Source organism: Actinosynnema sp. NPDC091369 (assembly GCF_044757065.1).
Lineage (GTDB): Bacteria > Actinomycetota > Actinomycetes > Mycobacteriales > Pseudonocardiaceae > Actinosynnema.
This window is the reverse complement of the sequence record NZ_JBIVUG010000009.1, coordinates 1-24,888: the sequence shown is the minus strand read 5'-3', so window position 1 is coordinate 24,888 and position 24,888 is coordinate 1. Positions and strand designations below refer to the sequence as shown.

The following is a 24,888-nucleotide window of genomic DNA, read 5'->3' as shown; positions in this document are numbered from 1 at the left end:
CCCGGATGTCGGTGGTTCGCGGCTCATCCCGCGAACCACCGACGCGACCTCGCGCGCGTCGTGACCGCCGGGAACGCTCAGCCGCGGATGGTCAGGCCGACCTTCTGGAACTCCTTGAGGTCGGAGTAGCCGGTCTTCGCCATCGCCCGGCGCAGCGAACCGAACAGGTTCGTCACGCCGCGCGGGTCCACCGACGGGCCGAACAGCAGCTTGCGCAGGTCGACCACCTGGTCCACGCCGGTCGACACGTGGCTGCGCGGCACCGAGGGGTGCGCCGACGCCGCCGTCCAGTACAGGCCCTGGCCCGGTGCCTCCGACGCCGCCGCCAGCGGCTCGCCCAGCATCACCGCGTCGGCGCCGCACGCGATCGACTTCGCGATGTCACCGCTGGTCAGCGCGCCACCATCGGCGATCACGTGCACGTACCGGCCACCGGTCTCGTCCAGGTAGTCCCGGCGGGCCGCGGCCGCGTCCGCGATGGCCGTGGCCATCGGCACGCCGATGCCGAGCACGGCGTCCGTCGTGGTCACGCCCGGCGTGTAGCCGTAGCCGACGATCACGCCCGCCGCGCCCGTGCGCATCAGGTGCATCGCGGTCCGGTAGTCGCCGACACCGCCCGCGATCACCGGGATGTCGAGGTCCGCGATGAACGACTTCAGGTTCAGCGGCTCGCCGTCGCGCGAGACGTGCTCGGCCGAGATGATCGTGCCCTGCACGACCAGGATCTCCACGCCGGCCGCCAGCAGGTCCGGGGTCAGCTCGGCCGCCCGCTGCGGGCTGACCCGCACCGCGACCGTGACGCCCGACTCGCGCACCTGCTTGATGGCCTCGGCGATCAGGTCCATCCGCACCGGCGCGGCGTGCAGCTCCTGGAGCACCTTCACCGGGGCGGCCGGGTCGTCGGTGTCCTCCACCGCCTGCACCAGCCGGAACAGGGCCTCTTCCACGTCACCGTGCCGCGCCCACAGACCTTCGGCGTTCAGCACGCCCAGGCCACCGAGCTCGCCGATCGCGACCGCCGTGCCCGGCGACACGATCGCGTCCGTCGGGTGGGTGATCAGCGGGATCTCGAACCGGTAGGCGTCGATCTGCCAGGCCGTCGAGACGTCCTTGGAAGACCGGGTCCTGCGGGACGGGATGATTTCGAGGTCGTCCAGCTCGTAGGCCCGCCTCGCGGTCCGGCCCATGCCGATCTCGACCAGATCGCGCACCTTTGTCGTCCTTCCGTGGAACTGGCGGAACCCGGGAACACTAGCCCAAGGCGGTCCGGTTCAGCGGGTCGTGTAGTTCGGGGCTTCGACGGTCATCGTGATGTCGTGCGGGTGGCTCTCCTTGAGCCCGGCCGCCGTGATCCGCACCAGCTGCTTGCGCTGCAGGTCCAGGACCGTCTTCGAGCCGGTGTAGCCCATGGCCGCGCGCAGGCCGCCCACCAGCTGGTGCACGACCGTGGACAGCGGACCGCGGAACGGCGTGCGGCCCTCGATGCCCTCGGGCACCAGCTTGTCCTCGGACAGCACGTCGTCCTGGAAGTAGCGGTCCTTGGAGTACGACTTGCCCTCGCCGCGGCCCTGGAGCGCGGCCAGCGACCCCATGCCCCGGTAGGTCTTGAACTGCTTGCCGTTGACCAGCACCAGCTCGCCCGGCGCCTCGGCCGTGCCCGCGAGCAGGCTGCCCAGCATGACCGCGCTCGCACCCGCCGCGATGGCCTTGGCGATGTCGCCGGAGTACTGGATGCCGCCGTCGCCGATCACCGGCACGCCCGCCGGCCCGCACGCCAGGCTCGCCTCGTAGATCGCGGTGATCTGCGGCACGCCGACACCCGCGACCACGCGCGTGGTGCAGATCGAGCCGGGGCCGACGCCGACCTTGACGCCGTCCGCGCCCGCGTCCACCAGCGCCTGGGCGCCCGCGCGGGTGGCGACGTTGCCGCCGACCACGTCGACCTCGTCGCCCAGCTCCTTCTTCACCCGGGCGACCATCTCCAGCACGTTGCGCTGGTGGCCGTGCGCCGTGTCCACCATGATCACGTCGACGCCCGCCTCGGCCAGCGCCATGGCCCGCGCGAAGCTGTCCTCGCCGACGCCGATCGCGGCCGCGCACAGCAGCCGGCCGTCCGGGTCCTTCGAGGCGTTCGGGTACTGCTCGGTCTTGACGAAGTCCTTGACCGTGATCAGGCCGCGCAGCTTGCCGTCGCCGTCCACGATCGGCAGCTTCTCCACCTTGTGCCGGCGCAGCAGGCCGAGCGCCGCCTCGGCCGAGACGCCGACCTGGGCGGTGATCAGCGGGCCCTTGGTCATCACCTCGCTGACCTTGCGCGAGTGGTCCACCTCGAAGCGCATGTCGCGGTTGGTGATGATGCCGACCAGCTTGCCGTCCGCGTCCGTGACCGGCACGCCGGAGATCCGGTAGCGGGCGCACAGGTCGTCCACGTGCTTGATCGTGTCGTCCGGGGTGCACGTGACGGGATCGCTCACCATGCCCGCCTCGGACCGCTTCACGGTCTCCACCTGGCGGGCCTGCTCCTCCAGGGACAGGTTGCGGTGCAGCACGCCGATGCCGCCCTGGCGGGCCATCGAGATGGCCATCCGGCCCTCGGTCACGGTGTCCATGGCGGCCGAGGCCAGCGGCACGCGCAGGGTGATGTTGCGCGACAGCTTGGTGCTGGTGTCGACACCGCTCGGGACGATCTCCGACTCGGCGGGCAGCAGCAGTACGTCGTCGAAGGTCAGTCCCAGCATGGCGAACTTGGGCGGGACTCCGTCAGCGTTGAGCTCGCTGGTCATGGCGGCTGGCTTGCCTTCCGTCGTGCGGCGATCCCGCCGCCGCGGATCGGGTGCCACGCAGCGGCGATGGGTTCAGGTCATGGTATCTGGACGTGGTCGGGGGTCCGCCCGGTACCGTGCGGGGTCGTGCCGCACGACGCGTTGCCACCAGACCCGTTCGCGGGCGACCCGGAGGACCCGGCCCGGGTCCTCGGCGAACCCGACCACGACCACGACCACCCGCCGATGGACGACGCCGAGCGGGCCGAGCTCGTCGGCGACCTCAGCGACCTCGCGGTGTACCAGGCGCTGCTGGAACCCCGTGGTGTCAGGGGAATCGTGGTCGACTGCGGCGAGTGCCAGGAGCCGCACTACCACGACTGGGCGCTGCTGCGGTCGAGCCTGGAGCAGCTGCTGTCCGACGGCCGGATGCGCCCGCACGAGCCCGCGTACGACCCCGATCCGGCGGCGTACGTCAGCTGGGAGTACTGCCGCGGCTACGCCGACGGGGTCACCGCGACCGAGAGCGCCCGCTGAAAGTGTGACGAAGCCCGCCCCCTCCGTGCGGGGCGGGCTCGGTCACACGCGTGCTCGCGGGTCAGTTCCCGGACGTGGTCTGACCGTCCGTGGCGCCGGGGGTCTGCGACTCGCCCCGCGTCTGACCGCTGGCCGGCGGCTCGCCCGAGGTGGGCGGCGGCGGCACCGTGCCGTCCGTGCTCGGACTCGTCGTCGTGGTCGTGGTCGGCTCGGGCACCGAGGTCGGCTCGGGCGTCGTGGTCAGCGTGGGCGACGGCTTGCTCGGCTCCACCGTCGGCAGCGCGGGCGTCGAGGACGGCCCGGCGGTGGTCGGCGTGTTCGGCGACGGCGTGGTGCTGGTCAGCTCCTCCAGCAGCGACGAGTGCTGCTGGACCAGGGCGTCCTTGTCGTCGTCGGGAGAGACCGACGGCAGGCTCCGCTCCGCCTTCAGCAGGGCGTCGCGCGCCTCGCCGTAGCGGCCGTCGCGCAGGGCCGCGCGAGCGGTGTCGAGGTCGGTGCGCACCGCGACGGCGGCTTCCACCGACCGCGCGTGCTCGGAGTACAGGACCCTGGTCAGTCCCCAGAGCGCGTCGCCCGGCTGGGCGTCGCGCGCGACCAGGCTCATCCCGGTGAACGCGATCGCCAGCACGGCGGCGGCGCTCGCGAGGGGGATGAGGAAGCGTTGCCGGCCCCGCGGCTGGGGGCGGGCGGCGGCGATCGTGGCCACCGCGGTCTCGGTGTCGACCAGCTCACCCATCGGCGGGCTGTCGACCTCGCGCCGCCAGGCGAGCAGCAGCGCGTTCAACTCGTCGTCCACGAGCGAGTCCGGCTGCTCACCGTCGCGCCCGCCCAGCGCGTCGAGCAGCGCGTCGTCAGCTCGGATGCCCGCGAGGTCGTCCCCGGGTTCCACCGCGACGTCCTCGATCAGGGCGTCGTCAGACTGCGGCGGTCTCTCATCTCGTCCGCGCACGACTTCTCCGTTGCCCTTCCCGTGCTGGTCAACCACTCAGACCACCTCCTCCGCTGCCAACGTCTTGCGAAGGCGGGCCAGGGCGCGGTGCTGCGCCACCCGAACCGCGCCCGGCGTGGAGCCGACCGCGTCGGCGGTCTCCTCGGCCGACAGGCCGACGACCACGCGAAGCAGCAGGATCTCCCGCTGCTTCTCCGGAAGGACCTTGAGGAGGAGCGCCATCCGCCCCGACAGCTCGCCCTGCATGGCGCGCTGCTCGGGACCGGCCTCCGTCTCGGGGGCGTCGGGCACCTCCGGGACCGGTTCGGACCGGTTCCGGGCTGCGGAGCGATGCGCGTCGGCCACCTTGTGCGCGGCGATCCCGTAGACGAACGCCAAGAACGGCCGACCCTGGTCGCGATAGCTGGGCAGGGCCGTCAGCACCGCGAGACACACCTCCTGGGCCACGTCGTCCGCCGAAGCGAAAGACCTCTCCTGCCTTCCGACTCTGGCGCGGCAGTACCGCACCACGAGGGGTCGGATGGATGCCAGGAGCCGCTCGATCGCGTGGCGGTCGCCATCGACGGCTGCGCCCACTTCGGCGTCCAGTCCGTCCCCCAAGTTGGTCATCGCAGACAACTGCCCTGGTGTTACGCGTAGGCGTACCGACAAAGAACAGCACGGGACGATCGACGTCGCCCGTACTGGTGATGCTCACCGTACCGGTCCCGCGGCCGGATGTTCCGCAATGGGGTCCAAGTGGGGTCTTTCGACCTCACCTGACCAGCCGACACGTCGCGGGCGCACGGAGCGGACGCACGACGGCCCGGTGACGCGTGGCGTCACCGGGCCGCGGCTGGAGGAAGGAGTGCCGGTGCGACTCGCCTGACGAGTCCGACGAGCCTGGCCCCGAGCCGTGTGGAGTCCTCGTGGAGTCCTCGTGCGCGCTAGGACACGAGGCCGCGCCGGAAGCCGTGCGCGACGGCCTGGGCGCGGTCGCGCACGCCGAGCTTGCGGAACAAGCGCCGGGCGTGCGTCTTCACCGTGTCCTCGGACAGGTAGAGCTCGCGCCCGATCTGCCCGTTGCTCTTGCCCTGGCTCATCCCGCGCAGCACCTGGAGCTCGCGCTCGGTGAGCTGGACGCCCGGGTCCGACGGCTGGCGCGGCGCGGGCACGCTCGTGCTCGCGAGCGTGTGCGCCAGCGCGGCGACCAGCTCGGGGCGCGAGGCGTCCCAGCGCAGGTAGCCGCGAGCCCCGCCGGCGATCGCGGCGGCGATGCTGCCCGCGTCGTCCGGTGCGCCGAAGACGATGACGTTTGCCTGCGGGTTGGCCGAGACGAGTCGCCGGGTCGCTTCGACCCCGGTCGGGACGGCGCGCTGGGTGCCAACCAGTACGACGTCGACCGGCTGCCGAGAGAACCGAGCCAACAACTCGTCACCGTGCGCTACGCAGTCGATGCGGCTAACCCCTGGGACAGCCGACATCACGCGGGTGAGACCCTCCCGCACACTGCGCCGGTCGTCGCAAATAAGGACCGTGGTCACGGGGACTCCTTCCTGCAGCCGAGTGACGTTCCACATCCCCTATCGGACGCTAGAGGCCGAACCTTGACACGATCCGGTGCTTAATCCGTCAAGAAGTTCGTCTCAGGGTCTGCGTTCGGGGGTTCCCCGGAACGGAGCAGCGCAGTCGGGATCCACGGCGAGCGGTCCGCGAGACGGCGACCCAGCGGGTCGGCTCTGCGCAACACGCAGCTCAGAGCGTTTTCGGCGCGTTCCTTCATGTTTCCCGTGCCCGCAATAGTGCGGTCTGCCTGGGCGTTTGCCAGAACAAGCGCCGTCGGCCAGACCAACGAGAAAAGCCCTCGGCGGTCAGTGTGATTTAGGTCACAGAGTAGCAGGTCGACCCCTCGGCCGACGCTTTCGGGTGTCCCCCGTACCACCAAAGCGGTGCCCAGGACGAGGTCGGACTTGAGGATGTGTCGCGTTGCGCCGGCTTCCCGGGCGGTCGCCGCGGCCTCCTCGGCCGGGTGCACCGCCCGGTCGGCGTGACCACCGGCCAACGCGATCTCGGCGGCCAACCACCGGTGCCGCACCCGGCTGCGCCACCCGCGCGGCTCGACCCCCGCGTGCAGCCGCCGCGCCTCGTCGAGCCGCCCGCTCCCGACGGCGTCGGCCGCGAGCCCGAGCAACGCGTCCGCCCGCGCCCCGGCCGCGTCCACGTCGTCGGGGTCGACCCGGTCGTCCTCGGGCACCATCGCCAACGCCCGCCCGTCCAGCACCCGCGCCGCCGCGTGCCCACCCAACTGCCGCCGGTGCGACGCGAGGGTGGAAGCCGCCAACGACCCGAACAACCCCCCACCCTCGATCACCCCGCGAAGCACCCCGGCCGCCGCCGCGTAGTACCCCTGCCCCCCGAGCACCACCGCCGCCAACCACCGCTCCCGCACCCCACCTCTCAGAGCCGCCCACACCTCGGCCTCGGGCCGATCCCCGAACGCCGCCTCCCGCAGGTCCACCGACTCCACCCACTCACTGGTCGTCCACAGGTCCGGGAGTTGTCCACAGGCACCACGCCGGCGGCCTCGGACCGTCGGACCCGGGTGGCAGGGTAGAAGCAGGGGTCCCCTGGGCGGGGACCCCTGCGAAGCGAGAACAGGAACGGCCACCCCGGCGCGATCCCGGTCGGCACGGTCCCGGTCGGCGCGGCCCCCGTCAGCAGACGGCTCGTTCGATGGCGTCCGCGGCGGAGGAGAGGGTGTTGATCCGTTCTGCCGGTTGGGGCACGACGCCGCGTTCCCAGCCGGGGCCGCCGACGAAGACGCGGACCTGTTGGCGGGTCCGCGGCAGGGCCGTCACGACACCCGGATCGGCGTAGCGCGGCAGTTGGGCCCACAGCACGACGGCGGCCGGGGCGGTGCGGCGGACGGCGGCGGCCAGGGCGTCGGCGGGGAGGGCGGCGCCCAGTTGCCGGACGCCGACGCCACGCAGAGCGAGCACGGCAGCCAAGGGGTACAGCGGCAGGTTGTGCCGTTCGTCCGGCATGCACGCCAGCAGCACGGGGCGGTGGTTGCGCGGGTTCGTCACGAGGGGGGTCGCGCGCACCAGGGCCGCCAGCGCGCACTCCTCCACCAGGTGCGCCACCTCGACCCCGGCGCCGGAGTGCTCCCACCTCGCCGAGATCGCGGCCATCACCGGGCGCACCACCTCGTCCCAGGTCGTGATCACGCCGTCCGCCTCGATCGCGTCGGCCAGCAGCGCCTGCACCGCCGCCGAGTCCATCGCCAGCGCCGCCCGACCCACGCCCCGGGCCCGCCGGTTCGCCGCCTGGAGCTTCAGGCCCCGCCCACCGGCGGACCCGCCGCCGTCCAGCTCGCCACCGGTCAACGTCGCGGGCACGGCGGCCGGAGGCGTGCGCACCGGGCTGGCCAGCGCGTACTTGGCCGCCTCGGCCGACGACGCGCCGCGCAGCAGCGCCCGCTGCATCAGCTCCAACCGCGCTACGTCGAGTGGCGCGTACTTGCGGTGTCGCCCGGTTGTGTGATCGCTGGGTCCGAGGCCGTACCGGCGGTCCCAGGTGCGGAGAGTGGCCGGCGCGACGCCCAGCCTGCGTGCGACCGCGGCCACCGAGAGGGTCACCGCATGCGCGGGATCGTCTTCCGCCGCAACGGTTTCCCGGTCGCCTTCCGGCACGGTCCCGGCGTGGTCGGGGGGCGTCATCACGCTGACATCGTCCGTTCACCTGGCGTCACCGGCAACTCCGGGTTTCAACGCCAATCGATCACCCATCGTATGAATTGCCCGCAAAAGCCCCCGCACCCCCTTGAACAAGTTTTGGCGCGGTTCTACGGTGGATCATCGTTAAGCCGAATGGAGCAGTTCTCGTCCATGGGCCAAGGAGGCGGTCTCGATGGCGGACACCCGAAGGCTTCCCGGTCCCAACGCGGATCTGTGGGACTGGCAGATGCGCGGCTCGTGCCGCGGGATGGACAGCGCGTTCTTCTTCCACCCGGACGGGGAGCGCGGACCGGCGCGGGCTCGGCGGGAGGCGCGGGCGAAGGCCGTGTGCCTGTCGTGCCCGGTGCTGGAGATGTGCCGGCGGCACGCCCTGGCGGTGCAGGAGCCCTACGGGATCTGGGGCGGTCTCTCGGAGTCCGAGCGGGACAGCATCATCAAGGCGCGCAAGCGGCAGTTGACGCCCGCTTGACGCCACAACGCGCGGGAGGGACGGCACCACGCGGGTGCCGCCCCTCCGTTCGCGCTCTGACCGACCTATAACGCCAGGTCAGTGGCCGTGACCGTGGCCGTGCCCGTGGCCGTTGCCGCCGGCGGGCTCCTCTTCCTTCTTCTCCACGACGGCGCTCTCGGTGGTGAGCACCATGCGGGCGATGGAAGCGGCGTTGGTGACCGCGGACCGCGTCACCTTCACCGGGTCGATGATCCCGGCCTCGAGCAGGTCGCCGTAGGCCAGGGTGGCGGCGTTGAGGCCGAAGCCCCAGTCCTGCTCGCGCACCTTGTTCACCACGACGGCGCCTTCGAGGCCCGCGTTCGCGGCGATCCAGAACAGCGCCGAGCCCAGGGCCTCGCGGACGATCGCGACACCGGTCGCCTCGTCACCGGACAGGCCGAGCCCGCCGTCGAGCACCTTGGCCGCGTGCACCAGGGCGGAACCGCCGCCGGGCACGATGCCCTCCTCGACCGCGGCCTTGGTCGCCGACACCGCGTCCTCGATGCGGTGCTTGCGCTCCTTCAGCTCGGTCTCGGTGGCCGCGCCGACCTTGATCACCGCGATGCCGCCGGACAGCTTGGCCAGCCGCTCCTGGAGCTTCTCGCGGTCCCAGTCGGAGTCGGTGGCCTCGATCTCGCGGCGCAGCTGCTCCGCGCGACCCGCCACGTCGGCCTTGGTGCCGCCGCCGTCGACGATGGTCGTGTTGTCCTTGGAGACGACGACCCGCCGGGCCGAGCCCAGCACGTCGAGGCCCGCCTCGGACAGCTTCAGGCCGACCTCGGCCGCGATGACCTGCGCGCCGGTGACGACGGCCAGGTCGTCCAGGAACGCCTTGCGGCGGTCGCCGAAGTACGGCGCCTTGACCGCGACCACGCGCAGGGTCTTGCGCAGGGCGTTGACGACCAGGGTGGACAGCGCCTCGCCCTCGACGTCCTCGGCGATGATGACCAGCGGCTTGCCGGCCTCGGCGACCTTCTCCAGGATCGGCAGCAGGTCGGCCAGCGCCGAGATCTTCTCGCGGTGCAGCAGGATGCGGGCGTCCTCGAACACCGTCTCCTGGGCTTCCAGGTCGGTGGCGAAGTGCGCCGACACGTAGCCCTTGTCGAACTGCACGCCCTCGGTGATCTGGAGCTCGGTGGCCATCGAGGAGGACTCCTCGACGGTGATCACACCGTCCTCGCCGACCTTCTCGATGGCTTCGCCGAGCAGGGCGCCGATGGACTCGTCACGCGACGAGACGGTGCCGACCTGGGCGATGTTGTCGCGACCCTTGACCGGGGTGGCCTTGGCCTTGAGGGCGTCCACGACGGCCTCGGCGGCGGCCTGGATGCCGACGCCGAGCGACATCGGGTTCGCGCCGGCCGCGACGTTGCGCAGGCCGACCCGGACCATGGCCTGGGCCAGCACGGTCGCGGTCGTGGTGCCGTCACCGGCGACGTCGTTGGTCTTGGTGGCGACGCTCTTGGCGAGCTGCGCGCCCAGGTTCTCGAACGCGTCGTCCAGCTCGATCTCGCGGGCGATGGTCACGCCGTCGTTGGTGACGGTGGGCCCGCCGAACTTCTTGTCGAGCACCACGTGCCGGCCGCGCGGGCCGAGGGTGACCTTGACCGTGTCCGCGAGCTTGTTCACGCCGCGCTCGAGCGCCCGACGAGCGTCCTCGTCAAAGCTGATCTGCTTGGGCATTGCCTACGCCTCTCTTGATGCGAAACGCCCCGGGAGCCCCGGTGAGGGGTTCGCCGGGGCGTCTTGCGTGTCAGCCGAGCGTCAGTTGATGACGGCCAGCACGTCGCGGGCGGAGAGGATGAGGTACTCCTCGCCGTTGTACTTGACCTCGGTGCCGCCGTACTTGGAGTAGATGACGACGTCGCCGACAGCCACGTCCACGGGGACGCGGTTGCCCTTGTCGTCGATCCGGCCGGGGCCGACCGCGATGACCTTGCCCTCCTGGGGCTTCTCCTTCGCGGTGTCCGGGATCACGAGGCCGGAAGCGGTCGTGGTCTCGGCCTCGCTGGCCTGGACGACGATCTTGTCCTCGAGCGGCTTGATGTTCACGCTCACCGGGCTGACCTCCACGGTCGTCGAAAGCGTTGGCAGGTTGCTGTTACGGCTCCTGCCACCCCGCCGTCGCGGGGGTCGGGGCGGTTGCTGGTGCCGTGCATCTAGCACTCTACCCATGCGAGTGCCAACGCTTCAACGAACCCCCCGCAACGGGTGGGGTGAAGTCGTCCACTCGTGTCACACCGCCGTTCACCTGGTCGCCAACCTGGTCGGCAACGGTGTCCCGCATGACTGCGGTGACCCGACGTTCCCTGCTCATCGGCGGTGCGGCCGGTGTGGCGCTCGCTACCGCCGGCGCGGGCTCCCCCAAGCTCGCCGACCCCTTCACCCTGGGCGTGGCCTCCGGCGACCCCAGCCCGGACGGCATGGTGCTGTGGACGCGCCTGGCGCCCTCCCCGCTGAACGAGGACGGCCTCGGCGGCATGCCGAACCGGGTCGTCCCCGTGCACTGGGAGGTGGCCGAGGACGAGCGCTTCCGGCGCGTGGTGCGGCGCGGCGTGCAGGTGGCGCGCCCCGAGTCGGCGCACAGCGTGCACGTGGAGACCTTCGGCCTGCGGCCGGGCCGCGAGTACTTCTACCGGTTCCGGGTCGACGGCCACGTCTCCCCCACCGGGCGCACCCGCACCGCGCCCGAGCCGTGGGCGCTGGGCCAGGACCTGACCATGTGCTTCGCCTCGTGCTCGCACTACGGCGAGGGCTACTTCACCGCCTACCGGCGGCTCGCCGAGGACCACCCGGACCTGGTCCTGCACCTGGGCGACTACCAGTACGAGTACGCGGCCAAGGCGGCGGACGTGCGCACCGTGCTCGGCCCGGAGACCCGCACGCTGGCCGACTACCGGCTCCGGCACGCCCAGTACAAGACCGACGAGGACCTGCGGCTCGCGCACTCGGTGGCGCCGTGGCTGGTGATCTGGGACGACCACGAGGTCGAGAACAACTGGGCCGACGAGGCGCCGGAGCAGCCGGACCCGGACTTCCCCGCCCGGCGCGCGGCGGCGTTCCAGGCTTACTACGAGAACATGCCGCTGCGGCGCGGCGCGAAGCCCAACGGCGTCGACATGCAGCTCTACCGGCGCGTCCAGTGGGGTGGCCTGGTCAACTTCCACATGCTCGACACCCGCCAGTACCGCGACGACCAGGCGTGCGGCGACGGCTGGAAGACCTGCGCGGACGCCGGCGTGGCCACCCGGACGATCACCGGCGCGGCGCAGGAGGAGTGGCTGCTGGACGGCTTCCGCCGGTCGCGGTCGCGCTGGGACGTGCTCGGCCAGCAGGTGTTCTTCGCCGAGCGCGACCGCAAGGACGGGCCGGAGAAGGAGCTGTCCATGGACTCGTGGGACGGCTACCTGGCCTCCCGCGACCGCGTCACCCGCGGCTGGGTGGACGCGAAGGTCCGCAACGCGGTCGTGCTGACCGGTGACGTGCACGCGGCGTACGCCGCCGACATCAAGGCCGACTGGAACGACCCGGCGTCGTCGCGCACCGTGGGCACCGAGCTGGTGTGCACGTCGGTGACCTCCGGCGGCGACGGCAACGACACCGTCGACCAGGTGCAGCTGCGGCTGAACCCGCACATCAAGCTGCACAGCAGGCGGCGCGGGTACGTGCGGACGAAGTTCACCGCGCACGAGATGCGGGCGGACTTCCGCGCGCTGCCGCACGTGCGGACGGCCGGGGCCGAGGCCACGACGCTGAAGTCGTTCGTGGTCGAGGACCGCAACCCCGGCTTGAACCCCGTGTGATCAGCTCCGCAGGACGTTGATCAGGGCGGTCCAGCTGTCCTTGCCGTGCCCCGCCGCGAGGGCGCGGTCGTAGAGGGACCGGACCGCCCTGGGCAGCCCGGCGTCGACGCCGGCGGCCTCGCTGGCACCCACGACGTGCGCCGCGGTGGCGCCCATCATGGCGGTGTTGGCGAGGTCGCCGGGGTGCTCGTCGGCGTCGACGTGCCGGGCGGTCTCGGCGACGTACAGCGACAGCGTGTTGAGGTTGTCGGTCAGGTAGGGCGCGTACCGCTCGGCCGTGACGCCCGCCGACTTCACCAGGGCGATGCCGTGCAGCATCGCGGCCAGCGAGGTGAGGAAGACGTCGAGCTGCGCCTGGTACAGCAGCTGCGCCAGGGTGTGGTCCTCGCCCATGTAGTCGGGCCGGCCGATCACCGCGAGCGCGTCGGCGTGCCGGTCGAACACCTCGCGCGGGCCGCTGTAGAAGACGTACGCGGCCGGGTGGCCGACCATCTCCGCGTTCGCCATCACGCCGCCGACCAGCAGCTCCGCGCCCCGTTCGGCGAGCCAGGCGGCGGCCTTGAGGGTCTTGTCGGGCGTCTCGGAGCTGAGGTTGACCACGACGCGGCCGGCGAGGTCGGCGCCGTCGAGGATGTCGTACATGGCGGCGTAGTCGGTGAGGCTGAGCACCAGCAGCCGATTCGCGGCCACCGCGTCGGCGGCGGTCGCGGCCCGGACGGCGCCCCGGGCGACGACGGCGTCGGCACGGGCGGGGGTGCGGTTCCAGACCGTGGTCGGGTGCCCGGCGTCGAGGAACCGGGTCACCATGGCCTGGCCCATCGGGCCGAGGCCGATCACGGTCAACGGGGTCTTGTCGGTCATGTGTTCCTCACTCCTTCGTGTGCCTCCGACAGTGGCCGGTGCCGCGCACGGTTCGCTGCGGGTCCGCTGGGGGTCGGCGCACCGCCGCCCGGTTACGGTCCGGGCGTGAGATTCGGGGTGTTGGGTCCGCTCGGGGTGTGGGCGGCGGGCGGTGCCGCGGTGCGGGTGCCGGAGGCGAAGGTCCGGTTGCTGCTGGCGGACCTGCTCGTGCACGAGGGGCGTCCGGTGTCCGCGGACCGGTTGGCGTTTGACCTGTGGGGCGACCGGCCGCCCGGCAACCCGGTGAACACGCTCCAGACCAAGGTCTCCCAGCTGCGCCGGGCGTTGGAGGCGGCGGAGCCGGGCGGGCGGGAGCTGGTCGCGCACGGGCCGGCCGGGTACGCGGTGCGGGTCGACGCGTCCACCCTGGACGTGCTGCGGTTCCGGGAGCTGGTGGCCGCCGGGCGGTGCGGCGAGGCGCTGGCGCTGTGGCGCGGCGAGCCGCTGGCGGAGTTCGCCGACGCGCCGTTCCTGGCCCCGGTGACCGCGCGGTGGGCCGAGGAGCGTCTGGCGGCGCTGGAGGAGTTCGCCGAGTCGGGTCCGGGCGGGGTGGACCTGGCGGCCGAGGTGGCGCAGCACCCGTTGCGCGAACGCTTGCGCGGGCTGCACATGCGCGCCCTCTACCGGGCCGGGCGGCAGGTCGAGGCGTTGGCGACCTACGCGGAGCTGCGGCGGGCGCTGGCCGAGGAGCAGGGGCTGGAACCGGGGCCCGAGCTGGTCGCCCTGCACCGGGCGGTCCTCCGGCACGACCCGGCGCTCGGGTCCGTCGCGGCGCGCACGAACCTGCCGGTGCCCGTGACGGAGCTGGTCGGCCGGGAGCGGGCGGTGCGGGACCTGTGCGGGCTGCCGCGGGACGCGCGGCTGGTGACGCTCACCGGTCCCGGCGGGGTCGGCAAGACCAGCCTGGCCCTGGAGGTGGCCCGGCGCTCGGCGGTCGCGGACGGGGTGTGGCTGGTCGAGCTGGCGGGTGTCGGGCGGGCCGAGCAGGTGGTGGGCGCGGTGGCCGACGTGCTCGGCGTGCGCGAGGACGCTTCCGGGACGGCGCTGGTGGAGGCGTTGCGCGGGCGCGAGGTGCTGCTGGTGCTGGACAACTGCGAGCGGCTGGTCGAGCCGGTCGCCGCGCTGGTCTCCCGGCTGCTGCGGGCCGTGCCGGGGCTGCGGGTGCTGGCCACCAGCCAGGAACCGCTCGGGTTGGCGTTCGAGACGGTGTGGGCCGTGCCGCCGTTGGACCTGTCGGATTCGGTGACGTTGTTCGCAGCGCGCGCTGCCGCCGCCGCGCCGGGCTTCGCCGTGACGCCGGACACCGCGCCGGTGGTCGAGGCGATCTGCCGCCGGCTCGACGGGCTGCCGCTCGCGGTGGAGCTGGCCGCGACGCGGGTGCGCGGGCTCGGCGTGACGGCGCTGCTGGACCGGCTGGACGACCGGTTCCGGGTGCTGGCGAGCGGGCACCGGGACGCGCCGGCCCGGCAGCGGACGCTGCGGGCGATGATCGACTGGAGCTGGGACCTGCTCGGGGACGCCGAGCGGACCGTGCTGCGGCGGTTGTCCGTGCACGTGGACGGGTGCGCGGTCGACGCCGCCGAGGCCGTGTGCGCGGGTGGCGGGGTCGCGGCGGACGAGGTGCTCGACGTGCTGACCCGGTTGGTCGACCGGTCGCTGGTGGTCGCGCCCGAGCACACCGGCGAGCCGCGGTTCCGGTTGTTGGAGTCGGTCGCCGACTACGGGCGGGAGCGGTTGCGGGAGGCGGGCGAGTTCGAGGAGGTGCGGGGGCGGCACGCGGCGTTCTACCTGGCGCTGGCCGAGCGGGCCGACCCGGAGCTGCGGGCGGCCGGGCAGCTGGCGTGGTTGGACCGGCTGGACGCCGACACGGCGAACCTGCGTGCCGCGCACGACGCGTCGGGGCCGGCCGAGGCGGCCCGGTTGACGCGCGCGTTGACCTGGTACTGGTTCCTGCGCGGTCGGCTGCGGGAGGGCCGGCGGCTGATGACGGCGACCGATCCGGTGACGGCGGCGTGGCGGGCCGGGTTCGGGCTGCTGCTGGGCGAGGCGGCGGAGCCGGCGGCGGTGGCCGGTACGGCGGATATTGACGATTGCCTGCAGAAGGCACGTGCTCGGTGGTTCCTCGGCTACGTGCTGTCGACTGTAGGCGATATGCCGTCGGCCGAACGGCTGACCGACCAGGCGCTGGCGGCGTTCGAGGAGCTGGGCGACCGGTGGGGTGTGGCCGCCGCGCACAGCGACCGGGTGAGCCAGGCGCTGGCCCGGGGTTCGGTCGAGCAGGCGCGGGCGTCGGCCGCGCGGTGTGCGGCGCTGTTCGAGTCGCTGAGCGAGCGGTGGGGGCGGCTGAAGGCGTCGTTCGGGCTGGGGATGCTCGCGCAGCTGACCGGTGACCACGACCGCGCCGAAGCCGTGCACCGGGACGGGCTGCGGGTGGCGGAGGAGCTGCGGTCGTGGCCGGAGGTGTCGTACAAGCTGTCCTGGCTGGGCCGGGTGGCGTTGACCCGCGGTGACTACGCGAAGGCGCGTGAGCTGCACGAACGGGCCCGCCGGGCGGCGGCCGAGCACGGCTTCTCGCCCGGTGAGGTGTACGCGGTGACGGGGCTGGCACTGGGTGCGCGGCGGGAGGGGCGGCTGGACGAGGCGGAGGCGCACTGGGAGCGGCTGCGGTCGTGGCACCGGCAGGTCGGGTTCGCGGCGGGCGCGACGCTGGTGCTGGCGGAGCTGGGGTTCGTGGCCGAGCAGCGCGGTGACGCGGCACGGGCGGAGGAGCTGCACGCGGAGGGGCTGGCGCTGGCCCGGGAGGTGGGCGACCCGCGGGCGATCGCGCTGGCGTTCGAGGGCTTGGCGGGCGCTCGGGCGCTGGCGGGCGACGCGGGGACGGCGGCGCGGCTGCTGGGCGCGGCGACAGCGGCCCGTGCGTCCGTGGGCGTGCCGCTGCCCTCCGGTGAACGCGGCGACGTGGACCGGATCTCCGCCGCGGCCCGCGCCGCCCTGGGCTCCGACGCCTACGCCGCCGCTTTCGCCGCCGGTCACGCCGACGGCCTGACCGTCCCCTACCCGTGAGTCGAACGCTCAGGCCCCGCGAGTCGAACACTCAGGTACCCCGAATTCAACGCTCAGGTACGGCCGGAGCCGACGTGAACGTGGAACTCGGGGGTCCTGAGCGTTCGACTCACGGGACGTGAACGTTCGACTCACGAGACCTGAGCGTTCGACACGCGGGGCCTGAGCGTTCGACACGCGCGGGGTCAGAGGATCTGGATGGTGCTCACCGGCAGGCCGGGGGTGGTCGAGAGGTCCAGGGCGGACGGCTTCGCGCCGGCGGCCACCAGGTGCGCGCCGAGAGCGGCGATCATCGCGCCGTTGTCGGTGCACAGCCGGGGACGCGGGACGCGCAGCTCGATGCCCGCCTCGGCGCACCGCTCGGCCGCGAGGCCGGACAGCCGCGAGTTCGCGGCCACCCCGCCGGAGATGACCAGCGTGTCCACCGCCAGGTCCCGGCACGCCCGGATCGCCTTCGCGGTCAGCACGTCGGCCACCGCCTCCTGGAACGACGCGGCCACGTCGGCCAGCGGGATCTCCTCCCCCGCCCGCTCCTGCTTCTCCACCCACCGCGCCACGGACGTCTTCAAGCCGGAGAACGAGAAGTCGTACTTCGCGTCACGCGGACCGGTCAGCCCGCGCGGGAACGCGATGGCGCAGCCGTTGCCCTGCTTGGCGAGCTCGTCGATCGGCGGGCCGCCCGGGTACGGCAGGTCGAGCAGCCGGGCCACCTTGTCGTACGCCTCGCCCGCCGCGTCGTCCACCGTGGACCCGATCTCGGTGATCTTCTCCGCCAGCCCCTCGATCAGCAGCAGCTGCGAGTGGCCGCCCGACACCAGCAGCGCCACGCACCGCTTCGGCAGCGGACCGTGCTGGAGGGTGTCCGCGGCGACGTGGCCCGCGAGGTGGTTCACGCCGTACAGCGGCTTGTCCAGCGCCGCCGCGTACGCCTTGGCCGCCGACACGCCGACCAGCAGGGCTCCCGCGAGCCCGGGACCTGCGGTGACCGCGATGGAGTGCACGTCACGCAGCTCGATCCCGGCCTGCTCCACGGCGCGGCGCATGGTCGGCACCATGGCCTCCAGGTGCGCGCGGGACGCGACCTCGGGCACGACGCCGCCGAAGCGGGCGTGCTCCTCGACGCTGGACGCGACCTGGTCGGCGAGCAGTTCCATCGACCCGTCCGGGCCGAGCCGGACGATGCCGACACCGGTCTCGTCGCACGAGCTCTCGATACCGAGGATGAGCCGGTCAGTCACGGTTCGCGGGCCTTCCCATCGTGTACGCGTCGGCGCCCGACGGCTGGTAGTAGCGGCGGCGCAGGCCGAGGTGCTCGAACCCGTGCGCCAGGTAGAGGCCGATGGCCCGCGCGTTGTCCGTGCGGACCTCCAGGAACACCGGGAGCCCCAGCTCGTCGGCCTTGGCGAGCAGCGCGCGCAGCAGCGTCTTGCCGACACCGCTGCCCTGGTAGTCCGCCACGACGGCGATCGTGTGGACGCTCGACTCGAAGTCGGTCAGGCCCAGGCCCGCGTACCCGATCAACGTCTCGTCGACGTACGCGCCGACGTAGAAGTTGCCGTGGTCGAGCTCGCTGCGGAACGCGTCCGCGCTCCACGGGTCGTCGCCGGGGAACAGGTCCTGCTCGATCTGCGCGCACCGCGCCGCGTCCCGGCGGCGCAGCGGCGCGATCGTCACGGTGCCGGAGCTCACGCCCGGGTCACCCGCTTGCGGCCGACGGGCTCCACCGCGTCGGGTCGGCGCAGGTAGAGCGGGGTGAGCGCGGCCGGACGGGCGCCGGCGAGCAGCTCCTCGGCCGCCGCCGCGACCAGCGACACCGGCGACGGGTAGCGCGCCGCCACCACCGGCAGCCCGATCACGTCGGCGTACAGCTCGGCGCCCTCGCCGGCGGCCTCGGCCACCGCGGGCAGCTTCGCGACCAGGTCGGCGGGGCGGTCGACGTGCGGGCCGTCGGTGCGCCGGCCGGCCGCGTCGTAGGCCGCCCAGTACACCTCCTTGCGGCGCGCGTCGGTGGCCACGAGCAGCGGTTTGCCGGTGGCGGCGTCCAGCGCGACGGCGTCCGGCGTCGGCACCGGGTAGACCGGGCGGTTGAGCGCCTGGCCGAGCGCGGCGGCGGTGACCAGGCCCACGCGCAGCCCGGTGAACGGGCCGGGACCCGAACCGCACACGATCGCGTCGAGCTCGGAGAGCCGGTGACCGGCCTCCGCCAGCGCCTCCTGGAGGTGCGGTGTGAGCAGCTCACCGTGCGCCTTCGCGTTCACCGTCACCCGCTGGGCGAGCAGCCGGGGGGGCGAACCGGGCGTCAGTTCCACCACACCGGCCGTGACGGCGGGGGTGGCGGTGTCCAAGGCGAGCACCAGCACAACTGCCAAGGGTATCGGGTGGCGTGGACCACACTTGTGTTGACGTCCACGTCAAGTCGGAGGATGAGCGCGTGCGCATCGGAGAACTGGCGCGGCGGGGTGGCACGACCACCCGTGCGCTGCGCTACTACGAGTCCCTCGGCCTGCTGACCGCGCGACGCGGGGCGAACGGGCAGCGGGAGTACGACGAGGACGACCTGAAGCTGGTGCACGAGATCCGCTCGCTCACCGGCATCGGGTTCGCCCTGGAGGACACCCGGCCGTTCGTCCAGTGCCTGCGCGACGGCCACACCAGCGGCGACGCCTGCCCGGCGTCGGTCCAGGTGTACCGGCGCAAGCTGGCCGAGCTGGACGACTGCATCACCCGGTTGCAGGCCGTTCGGGACCAGGTGCGCGCGCAGCTTCAGGACGCCGAGCAGAGGAGCAGGCCGTGCGGACGTTGACCGACGACGAGTTCACCGGTGCCGTGACCACCGGGAACGTGCTGGTGGAGTTCGGCGCCGCGTGGTGCGGGCCGTGCCGGATGCTGGAACCGGTGCTGGACGAGATCGACCGGGAGCGCGACGACCTGACCGTGGTGAAGGTCGACATGGACGCCAGCCCGCGCACGGCCCGCGACCAGGGGATCATGTCCGCGCCCACGCTCCAGCTCTACCGGGACGGCCAGTTGGTCGCACAGACAGTCGGCGCTCGGCCGAAGATCCACCTGATCGCGTGGCTCGAACCACACTTGTGATGCGTCCGGTGCCCGGGCCGGTCACTGTAAGGGGATGCTGCTGCCAGCGCTGGCCTCGCCGTCACCCAAGATCGCTCTGCGCTTCCCCGAGCGGGAGCTGACGTACGAGCAGCTGGCCCGCGAGGCCCGCGCGGTGGCGGGCGGGTTGGTCGGGCGGCGCCGGGTCGCGGTGTGGGCGCGGCCGACCCCCGAGACGTGCGTGGTGATCGTCGGCGCGTTGCTGGCCGGCGTGCCGGTCGTGCCGCTCAACCCCAAGGTCGGGGAGCGGGAGCTCGCGCACATCCTCGCCGACAGCGCGCCCGACCTGGTCGTGGACGACGTGCTGCCGTCCGGCCCGGTGGTCGACCTGCCGGAGCCGGACGGCGAGGCGCCGGCGCTGATCGTCTACACGAGCGGCACGACGGGACCACCCAAGGGTGTGGTGCTGCCGAGGCGGGCGCTGGCGACGAACCTCGACGCGCTGGCGGCAGCGTGGGCGTGGACCGAGGACGACGTGGTGGTCCACGGCCTGCCGCTGTTCCACGTGCACGGCTTGGGCGTCGGGGTGATCGGGCCGTTGCGGCGGGGCGGGACGGTGCACCACCTCGGGTCGTTCAGCGTCGCGAAGGCGGCCGGAGCGCTGCGGGCCGGCGGCACGATGGTGTTCGGCGTCCCCACGATGTACCACCGGATCGCGGCCGAGCCCGAGCACGCCGCCGCGTTCGGGGAGGCCCGGCTGCTCGTGTCCGGGTCCGCGGCGCTCCCGGCTTCGGTGCACGAGCGGATCACGCGGCTCACCGGCCAGCGGGTGGTGGAGCGCTACGGGATGACCGAGACGCTGATGAACACCAGCGTCCGCGCGGACGGCGACCGGCGGCCCGGCACGGTCGGCCTGCCGCTGGACGGGGTGGAGCTGCGCGTCGTCGGCGGGTCGGGCGACGAGCCGGGCGAGATCGAGGTGCGCGGGCCGAACCTGTTCCTCGAGTACCTGAACCGGCCGGACGCCACGCGCGAGGCGTTCCGCGACGGCTGGTTCCGGACCGGTGACCTGGCCGTGGTGGAGCCGGACGGGTACGTGCGGATCGTCGGCCGGCGGGCCACCGACCTGATCAAGAGCGGCGGGTACAAGATCGGCGCGGGCGAGATCGAGAACGCCCTGCTGGAGCACCCGTCGGTGGCGGAGGTCGCGGTGACCGGCGAGCCGGACGACGACCTCGGTGAACGGGTGGTCGCGTGGGTCGTGGCCGACGGCGAGCCGCCCGCGCCGGAGGCGTTGAGCGACCACGTGGCCAGGTTGCTGTCGCCGCACAAGCGGCCGAGGGTGGTGCGGTACGTGGACGCGTTGCCGCGCAACGACATGGGCAAGGTGCTGAAGCGGGAGCTGCGGTGAACCCGCTCGGCTGGCCGGGCTACGAGGAGCAGCTCGGCCGGGCGCGGGCGCGGTCCGGCGGCGTCGAGTCGGTGACGTGGCGCCGGGCGGCGCGCGCGGTGGAGATCACCTTCGACTTCCGGTTCCTCGGCGGCTCGATCGGCACCGCCGCCGGTGCGCTGATCGAGGAGGCGTTCACCGAGGCGCGGGCCGCTCGGTTGCCCGTGGTGTCGCGGATCGCCACCGGCGGGAGCCGGATGCAGGAGGGGATGCTGTCGTTGCGGCAGCTCCAGCGGGTGGCGCGGCTGTGCGCCGTGCACCGGGAGGTGGGCTTGCCGCACGTGTCGGTGCTGGGCGACCCGACCACCGGCGGCTTGTGGGCTTCGCTGGGCGCCGGGGCCGACGTCGTCATCGGGGTGGCGGGCGCGCAGGTCGGCTTCGCGGGCAGTCGCGTGCGGCCCGCCGACGATCCCGCTTACACCGCTGAGGGCCAGTTCGCGGCCGGCACGGTCGACGTCGTCGTGCCGGCGGCGGAGGTCGACTCGACCGTGGCGAAGGTCGTTTGGCTGCTCACCCACGGCGACGCCGTTCCTGCCGAGGTGCCACGCGCTTTGGGCGCTCAAGAGCTGCCCGTGGACGGTTGGGACGCCGTGCAGCGTGCGCGCTCGGCCGACCGCCCCCGTGCCGGGGCTTACCTGGACGACTACTTCGACTTCCGGATGCCGCTCAGCGGCGACCGCGCGGGCGGGGTGGACGCGGGGATGCTGTGCGGCATCGGGCGGCGGGGCGAACGCGCCATCGCCTTCGCCGCCCAGACCGGAACCGCCAACACCCCGGCCGGGTTCCGCTCGGCGGCCCGGCTGGTCCGGCTGGCTTCGCGGTTCGCCTTGCCGGTGCTCACGTTGGTGGACACGCCCGGGGCGGCGAACGACGCGGCGGCGGAGCGGGCGGGTGTCGGCGCGGCCATCGCCGAGCTGTTCGCGGCGGTCGCGGAGGCCCGGGTTCCGATCACGACCCTCGTCGTCGGGGAAGGCGGGTCGGGCGGGGCGTTGGCCCTGTCGTCCCCGGAGCACACGTGGATCACCCCGGATGCCTACTTCTCGGTCATCGCACCGGAACTGGCGGCGGCGATCCTGAAGCGGGACGACGTGACCAGGCTTGCGGACGACTTGAGGCTCCGCCCCCAGGATTTGGTGGAGTTGGGTGTGGTTCGGGGGATTTCCGGAAGCTTCACGAGCTGAAAGATCGTGAAGAACAAAGCTCACAAGTGCTCAGGCCGGAAGCTCGCGATCCACCCAAGCACCGTGCGGGTGCAGGTGGGCGATGCGCACGTCATCGTCCCGACGCTCCAGCTTGATCAGCAAGTGGTCCCCGGACAACCGCTCAGCGGCACCCTCTCCCCACTCCACCACCACCACGGCGTCCACCAGATCGGTGTCGAGGTCGAGGTCGTCGAGTTCGTCGAGCTGACCGCCGAGCCGATAAGCGTCCACGTGCACCAGAGGCACCCCCCGCCCACCGGGCGCGGGATCGTGGACGCGGGCGATCACGAACGTCGGCGAGCTGACCCGACCCGTCACGCCGAGGCCGGCGGCCAGGCCGCGCACCAGGGCCGTCTTGCCCGCGCCCAACGGCCCGGACAGCAGCACCAGGTCACCGCCTCGCACCAGTCCACCCAGCTTGCGCCCGAACTCCTCGGTGTCGTGCACCTCGGGGAGCGTCACGCTCACGCTCGTCGCCACCAACGCCGCCTGCTTTCCGACCGTTCGGCGGCACTGCGCCGAACCACTCCGACCAGGTGCCCGGTGACCAGGTCGGGTTGTTCCAACATGAGCATGTGGCCCGCCCCGGACACGCGGACCAGTTCGCCGTGCGGCATCTCCTCGGCCATCCGCTCGGCGTGCGAGAACGGCGTCAGCTTGTCCGCGTCACCGCTGATCACCAGCACCTCGCAGTGCCGCAGACCGGCCAGCGCCTTGTAGCGGTTGTGGGTGCCGAGGGTCTCCAGGAACTCGGTGAGCACCTGCACCGTCGTCCCGCCGATCATCTGCTCCATCAGGTCGACCAGCGACGGGCTGACCTTGCCGGTGCCGAACGCCAGCGCCCGGACGCCGCTCCACGTCAGCGTCGACGCCCGCCGCCTGACCCACTCCACCAGGCCCGGCTGCAACCCGGCGAGCCGGCCGACGCCCAACGTCACCGGGTTGTAGCGGGACAGCACGGACTTCGGCAGGCCCGCGCCACCGACCGCGCCCGCGGCCGTGCCGACGAGCGCCACGCCGCGCACCCGGTCGGCGAACAGCTCGGGGCGCTGCTCGGCCAACGCCATGATCGTCATGCCGCCCATGGAATGGCCGACCAGCACCAACGGGCCTTGGGGCGCCATCGAGCGGATCACCGCGTCGAGGTCCTTGGCGCACTGGTCGATCGTGCTGCCCTCGGCGGTGGACCGGCCGGAGCGGCCGTGGCTGCGCTGGTCGTACAGGACCTGGCGGACGCGCGGCTCGGTGAGCTTGGCCAGGTCGCGGCGCTGGAAGTGCCAGCTGCGGCGGTCCAGGGCGAAGCCGTGCACGAGGACGACCGTCACCTCGGGTTTCCCGCCGTCCTCCGGGTCGACCTCCTCGACCGACAGCGGCACGCCGTCGTCGGCCGCCACGGTCGACTCGCGGTTCGGGGTGAGGCGGCCCAGCGGTTCGTCGGCGAGCGGGTCGTCGGCCTTGCGGTCGTGCGACACCTTCTTCTGGTTCGCGGCCACGCCCACGGCGACACCGGTCGCGGCGGCGCCGAGGATGCCGCCGGCCCAGCCGACGGCTTTCCAGACCGTGTTCACCGCCGTGTCCCCACGTACTTCCGGGTGACACGCGGTCGGTACATGCCGGTGACGATCTCGTAGTCGATGGTGCCGGTGGTGTCGGCCCACTCGCGGGCCGTCGGCTCGCCGTCGCGACCCGGTCCGAACAGCACGACCTCGTCCCCCTCCGCCACCACGTCGTCGCCGCAGTCGACCACGACCTGGTCCATGCAGACGCGGCCCACGACCGGGCGGCGGCGTCCGGCCAGCCGGACGTCCATCCGGTTCGACAGGCTGCGCGGCACGCCGTCGGCGTACCCGACGGGCACCAGGGCCAGGTTCGTGTCGCGCTTCGCGGTCCAGCTCAGACCGTAGGACACCGACTCCCCGGCCGGGATGCGCTTGACGAGGGCGACCGCGGACCGGAACGTCATCACGGGCCGCAGGTCGGTGGGGACGGGGACGGGGTTGAGGCCGTAGATCGCGATGCCCGGGCGGACGAGGTCCAGGTGGAGGTCGGGGCGGGTGATGAGCGCGGCGGAGTTGGCGATGTGGCGGCGCGGGTCGAGGCCCGCGGCGACGGCTTCGCGGTAGGCGTCGTCGAAGCGCTCGGCCTGGGCGTCGGTGGCGCGGTGCCCGATCTCGTCCGCCGCGGCCAGGTGGGACCAGATCGAGTGAACTTCGACGTTCGGGGTCTTGGCGGCGCGCTCGACCAGCTCCGGCCAGTGCGCGGCCGGGCAGCCGTTGCGGGACAGGCCCGTGTCGACCTTGAGGTGCACGCGGGCGGTCCGGCCCGCCTTCTCGGCCGCCGCCGAAATCTCCTCCAGCTGGGACAGGGAGGACGCGGACAGGTCGACGTCCTGCTCGACGCCGGGCGCGTAGTCCGTGCCGGGCGGGTCGAGCCAGGCCAGGATCGGCACGGTCAGCCCGGCCGCGCGCAGCGTCAGGGCTTCGGCGAGCGAGCACGAGCCGAGCCACGTCGCGCCCGCCTCGACCGCCGCTCTCGCCACCTCCACCGCGCCGTGCCCGTACCCGTCGGCCTTGACGACGGCCATCGTGTCGGCGTGGGGCGCGAGGGCGTCGAGGTGGGCGACGTTGTGCCGGAGGTTGTCGAGGTCGATCACGACCTCAGCGCGAGGAGCAGCCATAACGCCGTTCATGGTGACACAACCACCTCCACCCCGACCGCGCGAGTCGAACCTCCAAAACGCGAGAGTCCTACGTTCGGAACGCGAGAGTCCTACGTTCAGGCACCCCGAGTTCAACACTCAGGACGGGCCGACCGTGTTCTGAGTGTTCAACTCACGTGTTCTGAGCGTTGGACTCACGCGTTCTGAACTTGAGTTTTAACCTGGTGGGTGAGGTCGGGACCCGGTTGATCATGGAAGCAGCCCTTGGGTGATCATCTTCTTGTCTAGGGAAGAGATCGAACC

At 72.7% G+C, this 24,888-nt stretch carries 24 protein-coding genes; 8 read left to right on the top strand and 16 right to left on the bottom strand.

Annotated features, from left to right (window positions below; all coding sequences use genetic code 11):
* Window positions 1-77: 77 nt before the first annotated feature.
* On the bottom strand, window positions 78-1,211 hold the full coding sequence (locus ACIQMJ_RS28925; protein ID WP_499764161.1) for a GuaB3 family IMP dehydrogenase-related protein: 1,134 nt from the start codon (window positions 1,209-1,211) through the stop codon (window positions 78-80).
* A 60-nt stretch (window positions 1,212-1,271) separates the two neighbouring features.
* Window positions 1,272-2,783: an IMP dehydrogenase gene (gene guaB / locus ACIQMJ_RS28920; protein ID WP_499764160.1), complete on the bottom strand. Its 1,512-nt coding sequence runs from the start codon at window positions 2,781-2,783 to the stop codon at window positions 1,272-1,274.
* 66 nt (window positions 2,784-2,849) lie between these two features.
* Here guaB and ACIQMJ_RS28915 point away from each other — a divergent pair, with 66 nt between their 5' ends.
* Window positions 2,850-3,299 carry a DUF5319 domain-containing protein gene (locus ACIQMJ_RS28915; RefSeq protein ID WP_499764159.1) on the top strand — a complete coding sequence of 150 codons (450 nt, stop codon included), beginning with the start codon at window positions 2,850-2,852 and terminating at the stop codon, window positions 3,297-3,299.
* 61 nt (window positions 3,300-3,360) lie between these two features.
* On the opposite strand, the gene ACIQMJ_RS28910 is transcribed toward ACIQMJ_RS28915, so the two are convergent.
* The 5 genes from ACIQMJ_RS28910 to ACIQMJ_RS28890 all read right to left on the bottom strand — a co-directional run bounded on the left by ACIQMJ_RS28910 (window position 3,361) and on the right by ACIQMJ_RS28890 (window position 7,853).
* Window positions 3,361-4,188: an anti-sigma-D factor RsdA gene (locus ACIQMJ_RS28910; RefSeq protein WP_499764158.1), complete on the bottom strand. Its 828-nt coding sequence runs from the start codon at window positions 4,186-4,188 to the stop codon at window positions 3,361-3,363.
* Window positions 4,189-4,284: 96 nt separating this feature from the next.
* Window positions 4,285-4,857: a sigma-70 family RNA polymerase sigma factor gene (locus ACIQMJ_RS28905; RefSeq protein WP_499764157.1), complete on the bottom strand. Its 573-nt coding sequence runs from the start codon at window positions 4,855-4,857 to the stop codon at window positions 4,285-4,287.
* A gap of 317 nt (window positions 4,858-5,174) precedes the next feature.
* Window positions 5,175-5,771, bottom strand: a complete 597-nt coding sequence (locus tag ACIQMJ_RS28900; protein ID WP_015805222.1) for a response regulator transcription factor — start codon at window positions 5,769-5,771, stop codon at window positions 5,175-5,177.
* 80 nt (window positions 5,772-5,851) lie between these two features.
* Window positions 5,852-6,652 (bottom strand): hypothetical protein, encoded by an 801-nt coding sequence (locus ACIQMJ_RS28895; RefSeq protein WP_499764367.1) that lies wholly within the window; start codon window positions 6,650-6,652, stop codon window positions 5,852-5,854.
* A gap of 289 nt (window positions 6,653-6,941) precedes the next feature.
* Window positions 6,942-7,853: a MerR family transcriptional regulator gene (locus tag ACIQMJ_RS28890; protein WP_499764156.1), complete on the bottom strand. Its 912-nt coding sequence runs from the start codon at window positions 7,851-7,853 to the stop codon at window positions 6,942-6,944.
* 283 nt (window positions 7,854-8,136) lie between these two features.
* On the opposite strand from ACIQMJ_RS28890, the gene ACIQMJ_RS28885 reads away from it, so the two are divergent.
* Window positions 8,137-8,433, top strand: a complete 297-nt coding sequence (locus tag ACIQMJ_RS28885; RefSeq protein WP_033428626.1) for a WhiB family transcriptional regulator — start codon at window positions 8,137-8,139, stop codon at window positions 8,431-8,433.
* A gap of 78 nt (window positions 8,434-8,511) precedes the next feature.
* On the opposite strand, the gene groL is transcribed toward ACIQMJ_RS28885, so the two are convergent.
* Both groL and groES read right to left on the bottom strand, forming a co-directional pair.
* Entirely contained in the window at window positions 8,512-10,137 is a 1,626-nt protein-coding gene (groL, locus tag ACIQMJ_RS28880) for a chaperonin GroEL (protein ID WP_499764155.1), read from the bottom strand.
* A gap of 81 nt (window positions 10,138-10,218) precedes the next feature.
* Window positions 10,219-10,512 (bottom strand): co-chaperone GroES, encoded by a 294-nt coding sequence (gene groES, locus ACIQMJ_RS28875; RefSeq protein WP_015105192.1) that lies wholly within the window; start codon window positions 10,510-10,512, stop codon window positions 10,219-10,221.
* Window positions 10,513-10,739: 227 nt separating this feature from the next.
* Here groES and ACIQMJ_RS28870 point away from each other — a divergent pair, with 227 nt between their 5' ends.
* The gene (locus ACIQMJ_RS28870; protein WP_499764154.1) at window positions 10,740-12,257 is read left to right on the top strand and encodes an alkaline phosphatase D family protein; all 1,518 of its coding nucleotides are present in this window, start codon (window positions 10,740-10,742) and stop codon (window positions 12,255-12,257) included.
* Here the strand turns inward: ACIQMJ_RS28870 and ACIQMJ_RS28865 are convergent, their stop codons facing one another.
* Window positions 12,258-13,118, bottom strand: a complete 861-nt coding sequence (locus ACIQMJ_RS28865) for an NAD(P)-dependent oxidoreductase (protein WP_499764153.1) — start codon at window positions 13,116-13,118, stop codon at window positions 12,258-12,260.
* 105 nt (window positions 13,119-13,223) lie between these two features.
* Between ACIQMJ_RS28865 and ACIQMJ_RS28860 the strand changes: the two genes are divergently transcribed.
* Complete coding sequence (locus ACIQMJ_RS28860; RefSeq protein WP_499764152.1) at window positions 13,224-16,220, top strand: AfsR/SARP family transcriptional regulator; 2,997 nt, start codon at window positions 13,224-13,226, stop codon at window positions 16,218-16,220.
* A 185-nt stretch (window positions 16,221-16,405) separates the two neighbouring features.
* Here ACIQMJ_RS28860 and tsaD read toward each other — a convergent pair whose 3' ends face one another.
* Genes tsaD through tsaB form a run of 3 tightly spaced genes read right to left on the bottom strand, consistent with a single transcriptional unit; the run spans window position 16,406 to window position 18,580 of the window.
* The gene (gene tsaD, locus ACIQMJ_RS28855) at window positions 16,406-17,458 is read right to left on the bottom strand and encodes a tRNA (adenosine(37)-N6)-threonylcarbamoyltransferase complex transferase subunit TsaD (RefSeq protein WP_499764151.1); all 1,053 of its coding nucleotides are present in this window, start codon (window positions 17,456-17,458) and stop codon (window positions 16,406-16,408) included.
* Window positions 17,451-17,894 (bottom strand): ribosomal protein S18-alanine N-acetyltransferase, encoded by a 444-nt coding sequence (rimI, locus tag ACIQMJ_RS28850; protein WP_499764366.1) that lies wholly within the window; start codon window positions 17,892-17,894, stop codon window positions 17,451-17,453. The genes tsaD and rimI overlap by 8 nt, the downstream gene beginning before the upstream one ends.
* A gap of 11 nt (window positions 17,895-17,905) precedes the next feature.
* Entirely contained in the window at window positions 17,906-18,580 is a 675-nt protein-coding gene (gene tsaB, locus ACIQMJ_RS28845; protein ID WP_499764150.1) for a tRNA (adenosine(37)-N6)-threonylcarbamoyltransferase complex dimerization subunit type 1 TsaB, read from the bottom strand.
* 71 nt (window positions 18,581-18,651) lie between these two features.
* On the opposite strand from tsaB, the gene ACIQMJ_RS28840 reads away from it, so the two are divergent.
* From ACIQMJ_RS28840 to ACIQMJ_RS28825, 4 genes are read left to right on the top strand one after another with little or no spacing between them, the layout of a single operon-like run.
* A complete protein-coding gene (locus ACIQMJ_RS28840) occupies window positions 18,652-19,023 on the top strand; it encodes a MerR family transcriptional regulator (RefSeq protein WP_499764149.1) in 372 nt (123 codons plus the stop codon).
* A complete protein-coding gene (locus ACIQMJ_RS28835) occupies window positions 19,011-19,316 on the top strand; it encodes a thioredoxin family protein (RefSeq protein ID WP_499764148.1) in 306 nt (101 codons plus the stop codon). Before ACIQMJ_RS28840 ends, ACIQMJ_RS28835 begins: the two co-directional genes overlap by 13 nt.
* Window positions 19,317-19,350: 34 nt before the next feature.
* Entirely contained in the window at window positions 19,351-20,685 is a 1,335-nt protein-coding gene (locus tag ACIQMJ_RS28830; protein ID WP_499764147.1) for an acyl-CoA synthetase, read from the top strand.
* Window positions 20,682-21,905: a carboxyl transferase domain-containing protein gene (locus ACIQMJ_RS28825; RefSeq protein ID WP_499764146.1), complete on the top strand. Its 1,224-nt coding sequence runs from the start codon at window positions 20,682-20,684 to the stop codon at window positions 21,903-21,905. Before ACIQMJ_RS28830 ends, ACIQMJ_RS28825 begins: the two co-directional genes overlap by 4 nt.
* A gap of 30 nt (window positions 21,906-21,935) precedes the next feature.
* On the opposite strand, the gene tsaE is transcribed toward ACIQMJ_RS28825, so the two are convergent.
* The 3 genes from tsaE to alr are packed head-to-tail and all read right to left on the bottom strand — an operon-like array spanning window position 21,936 to window position 24,615.
* The gene (tsaE, locus tag ACIQMJ_RS28820; protein WP_499764145.1) at window positions 21,936-22,394 is read right to left on the bottom strand and encodes a tRNA (adenosine(37)-N6)-threonylcarbamoyltransferase complex ATPase subunit type 1 TsaE; all 459 of its coding nucleotides are present in this window, start codon (window positions 22,392-22,394) and stop codon (window positions 21,936-21,938) included.
* Window positions 22,391-23,494, bottom strand: a complete 1,104-nt coding sequence (locus ACIQMJ_RS28815) for an alpha/beta fold hydrolase (RefSeq protein WP_499764144.1) — start codon at window positions 23,492-23,494, stop codon at window positions 22,391-22,393. The genes tsaE and ACIQMJ_RS28815 overlap by 4 nt, the downstream gene beginning before the upstream one ends.
* Window positions 23,491-24,615 (bottom strand): alanine racemase, encoded by a 1,125-nt coding sequence (gene alr / locus ACIQMJ_RS28810; protein WP_499764143.1) that lies wholly within the window; start codon window positions 24,613-24,615, stop codon window positions 23,491-23,493. Before alr ends, ACIQMJ_RS28815 begins: the two co-directional genes overlap by 4 nt.
* Window positions 24,616-24,888 lie beyond the last annotated feature (273 nt).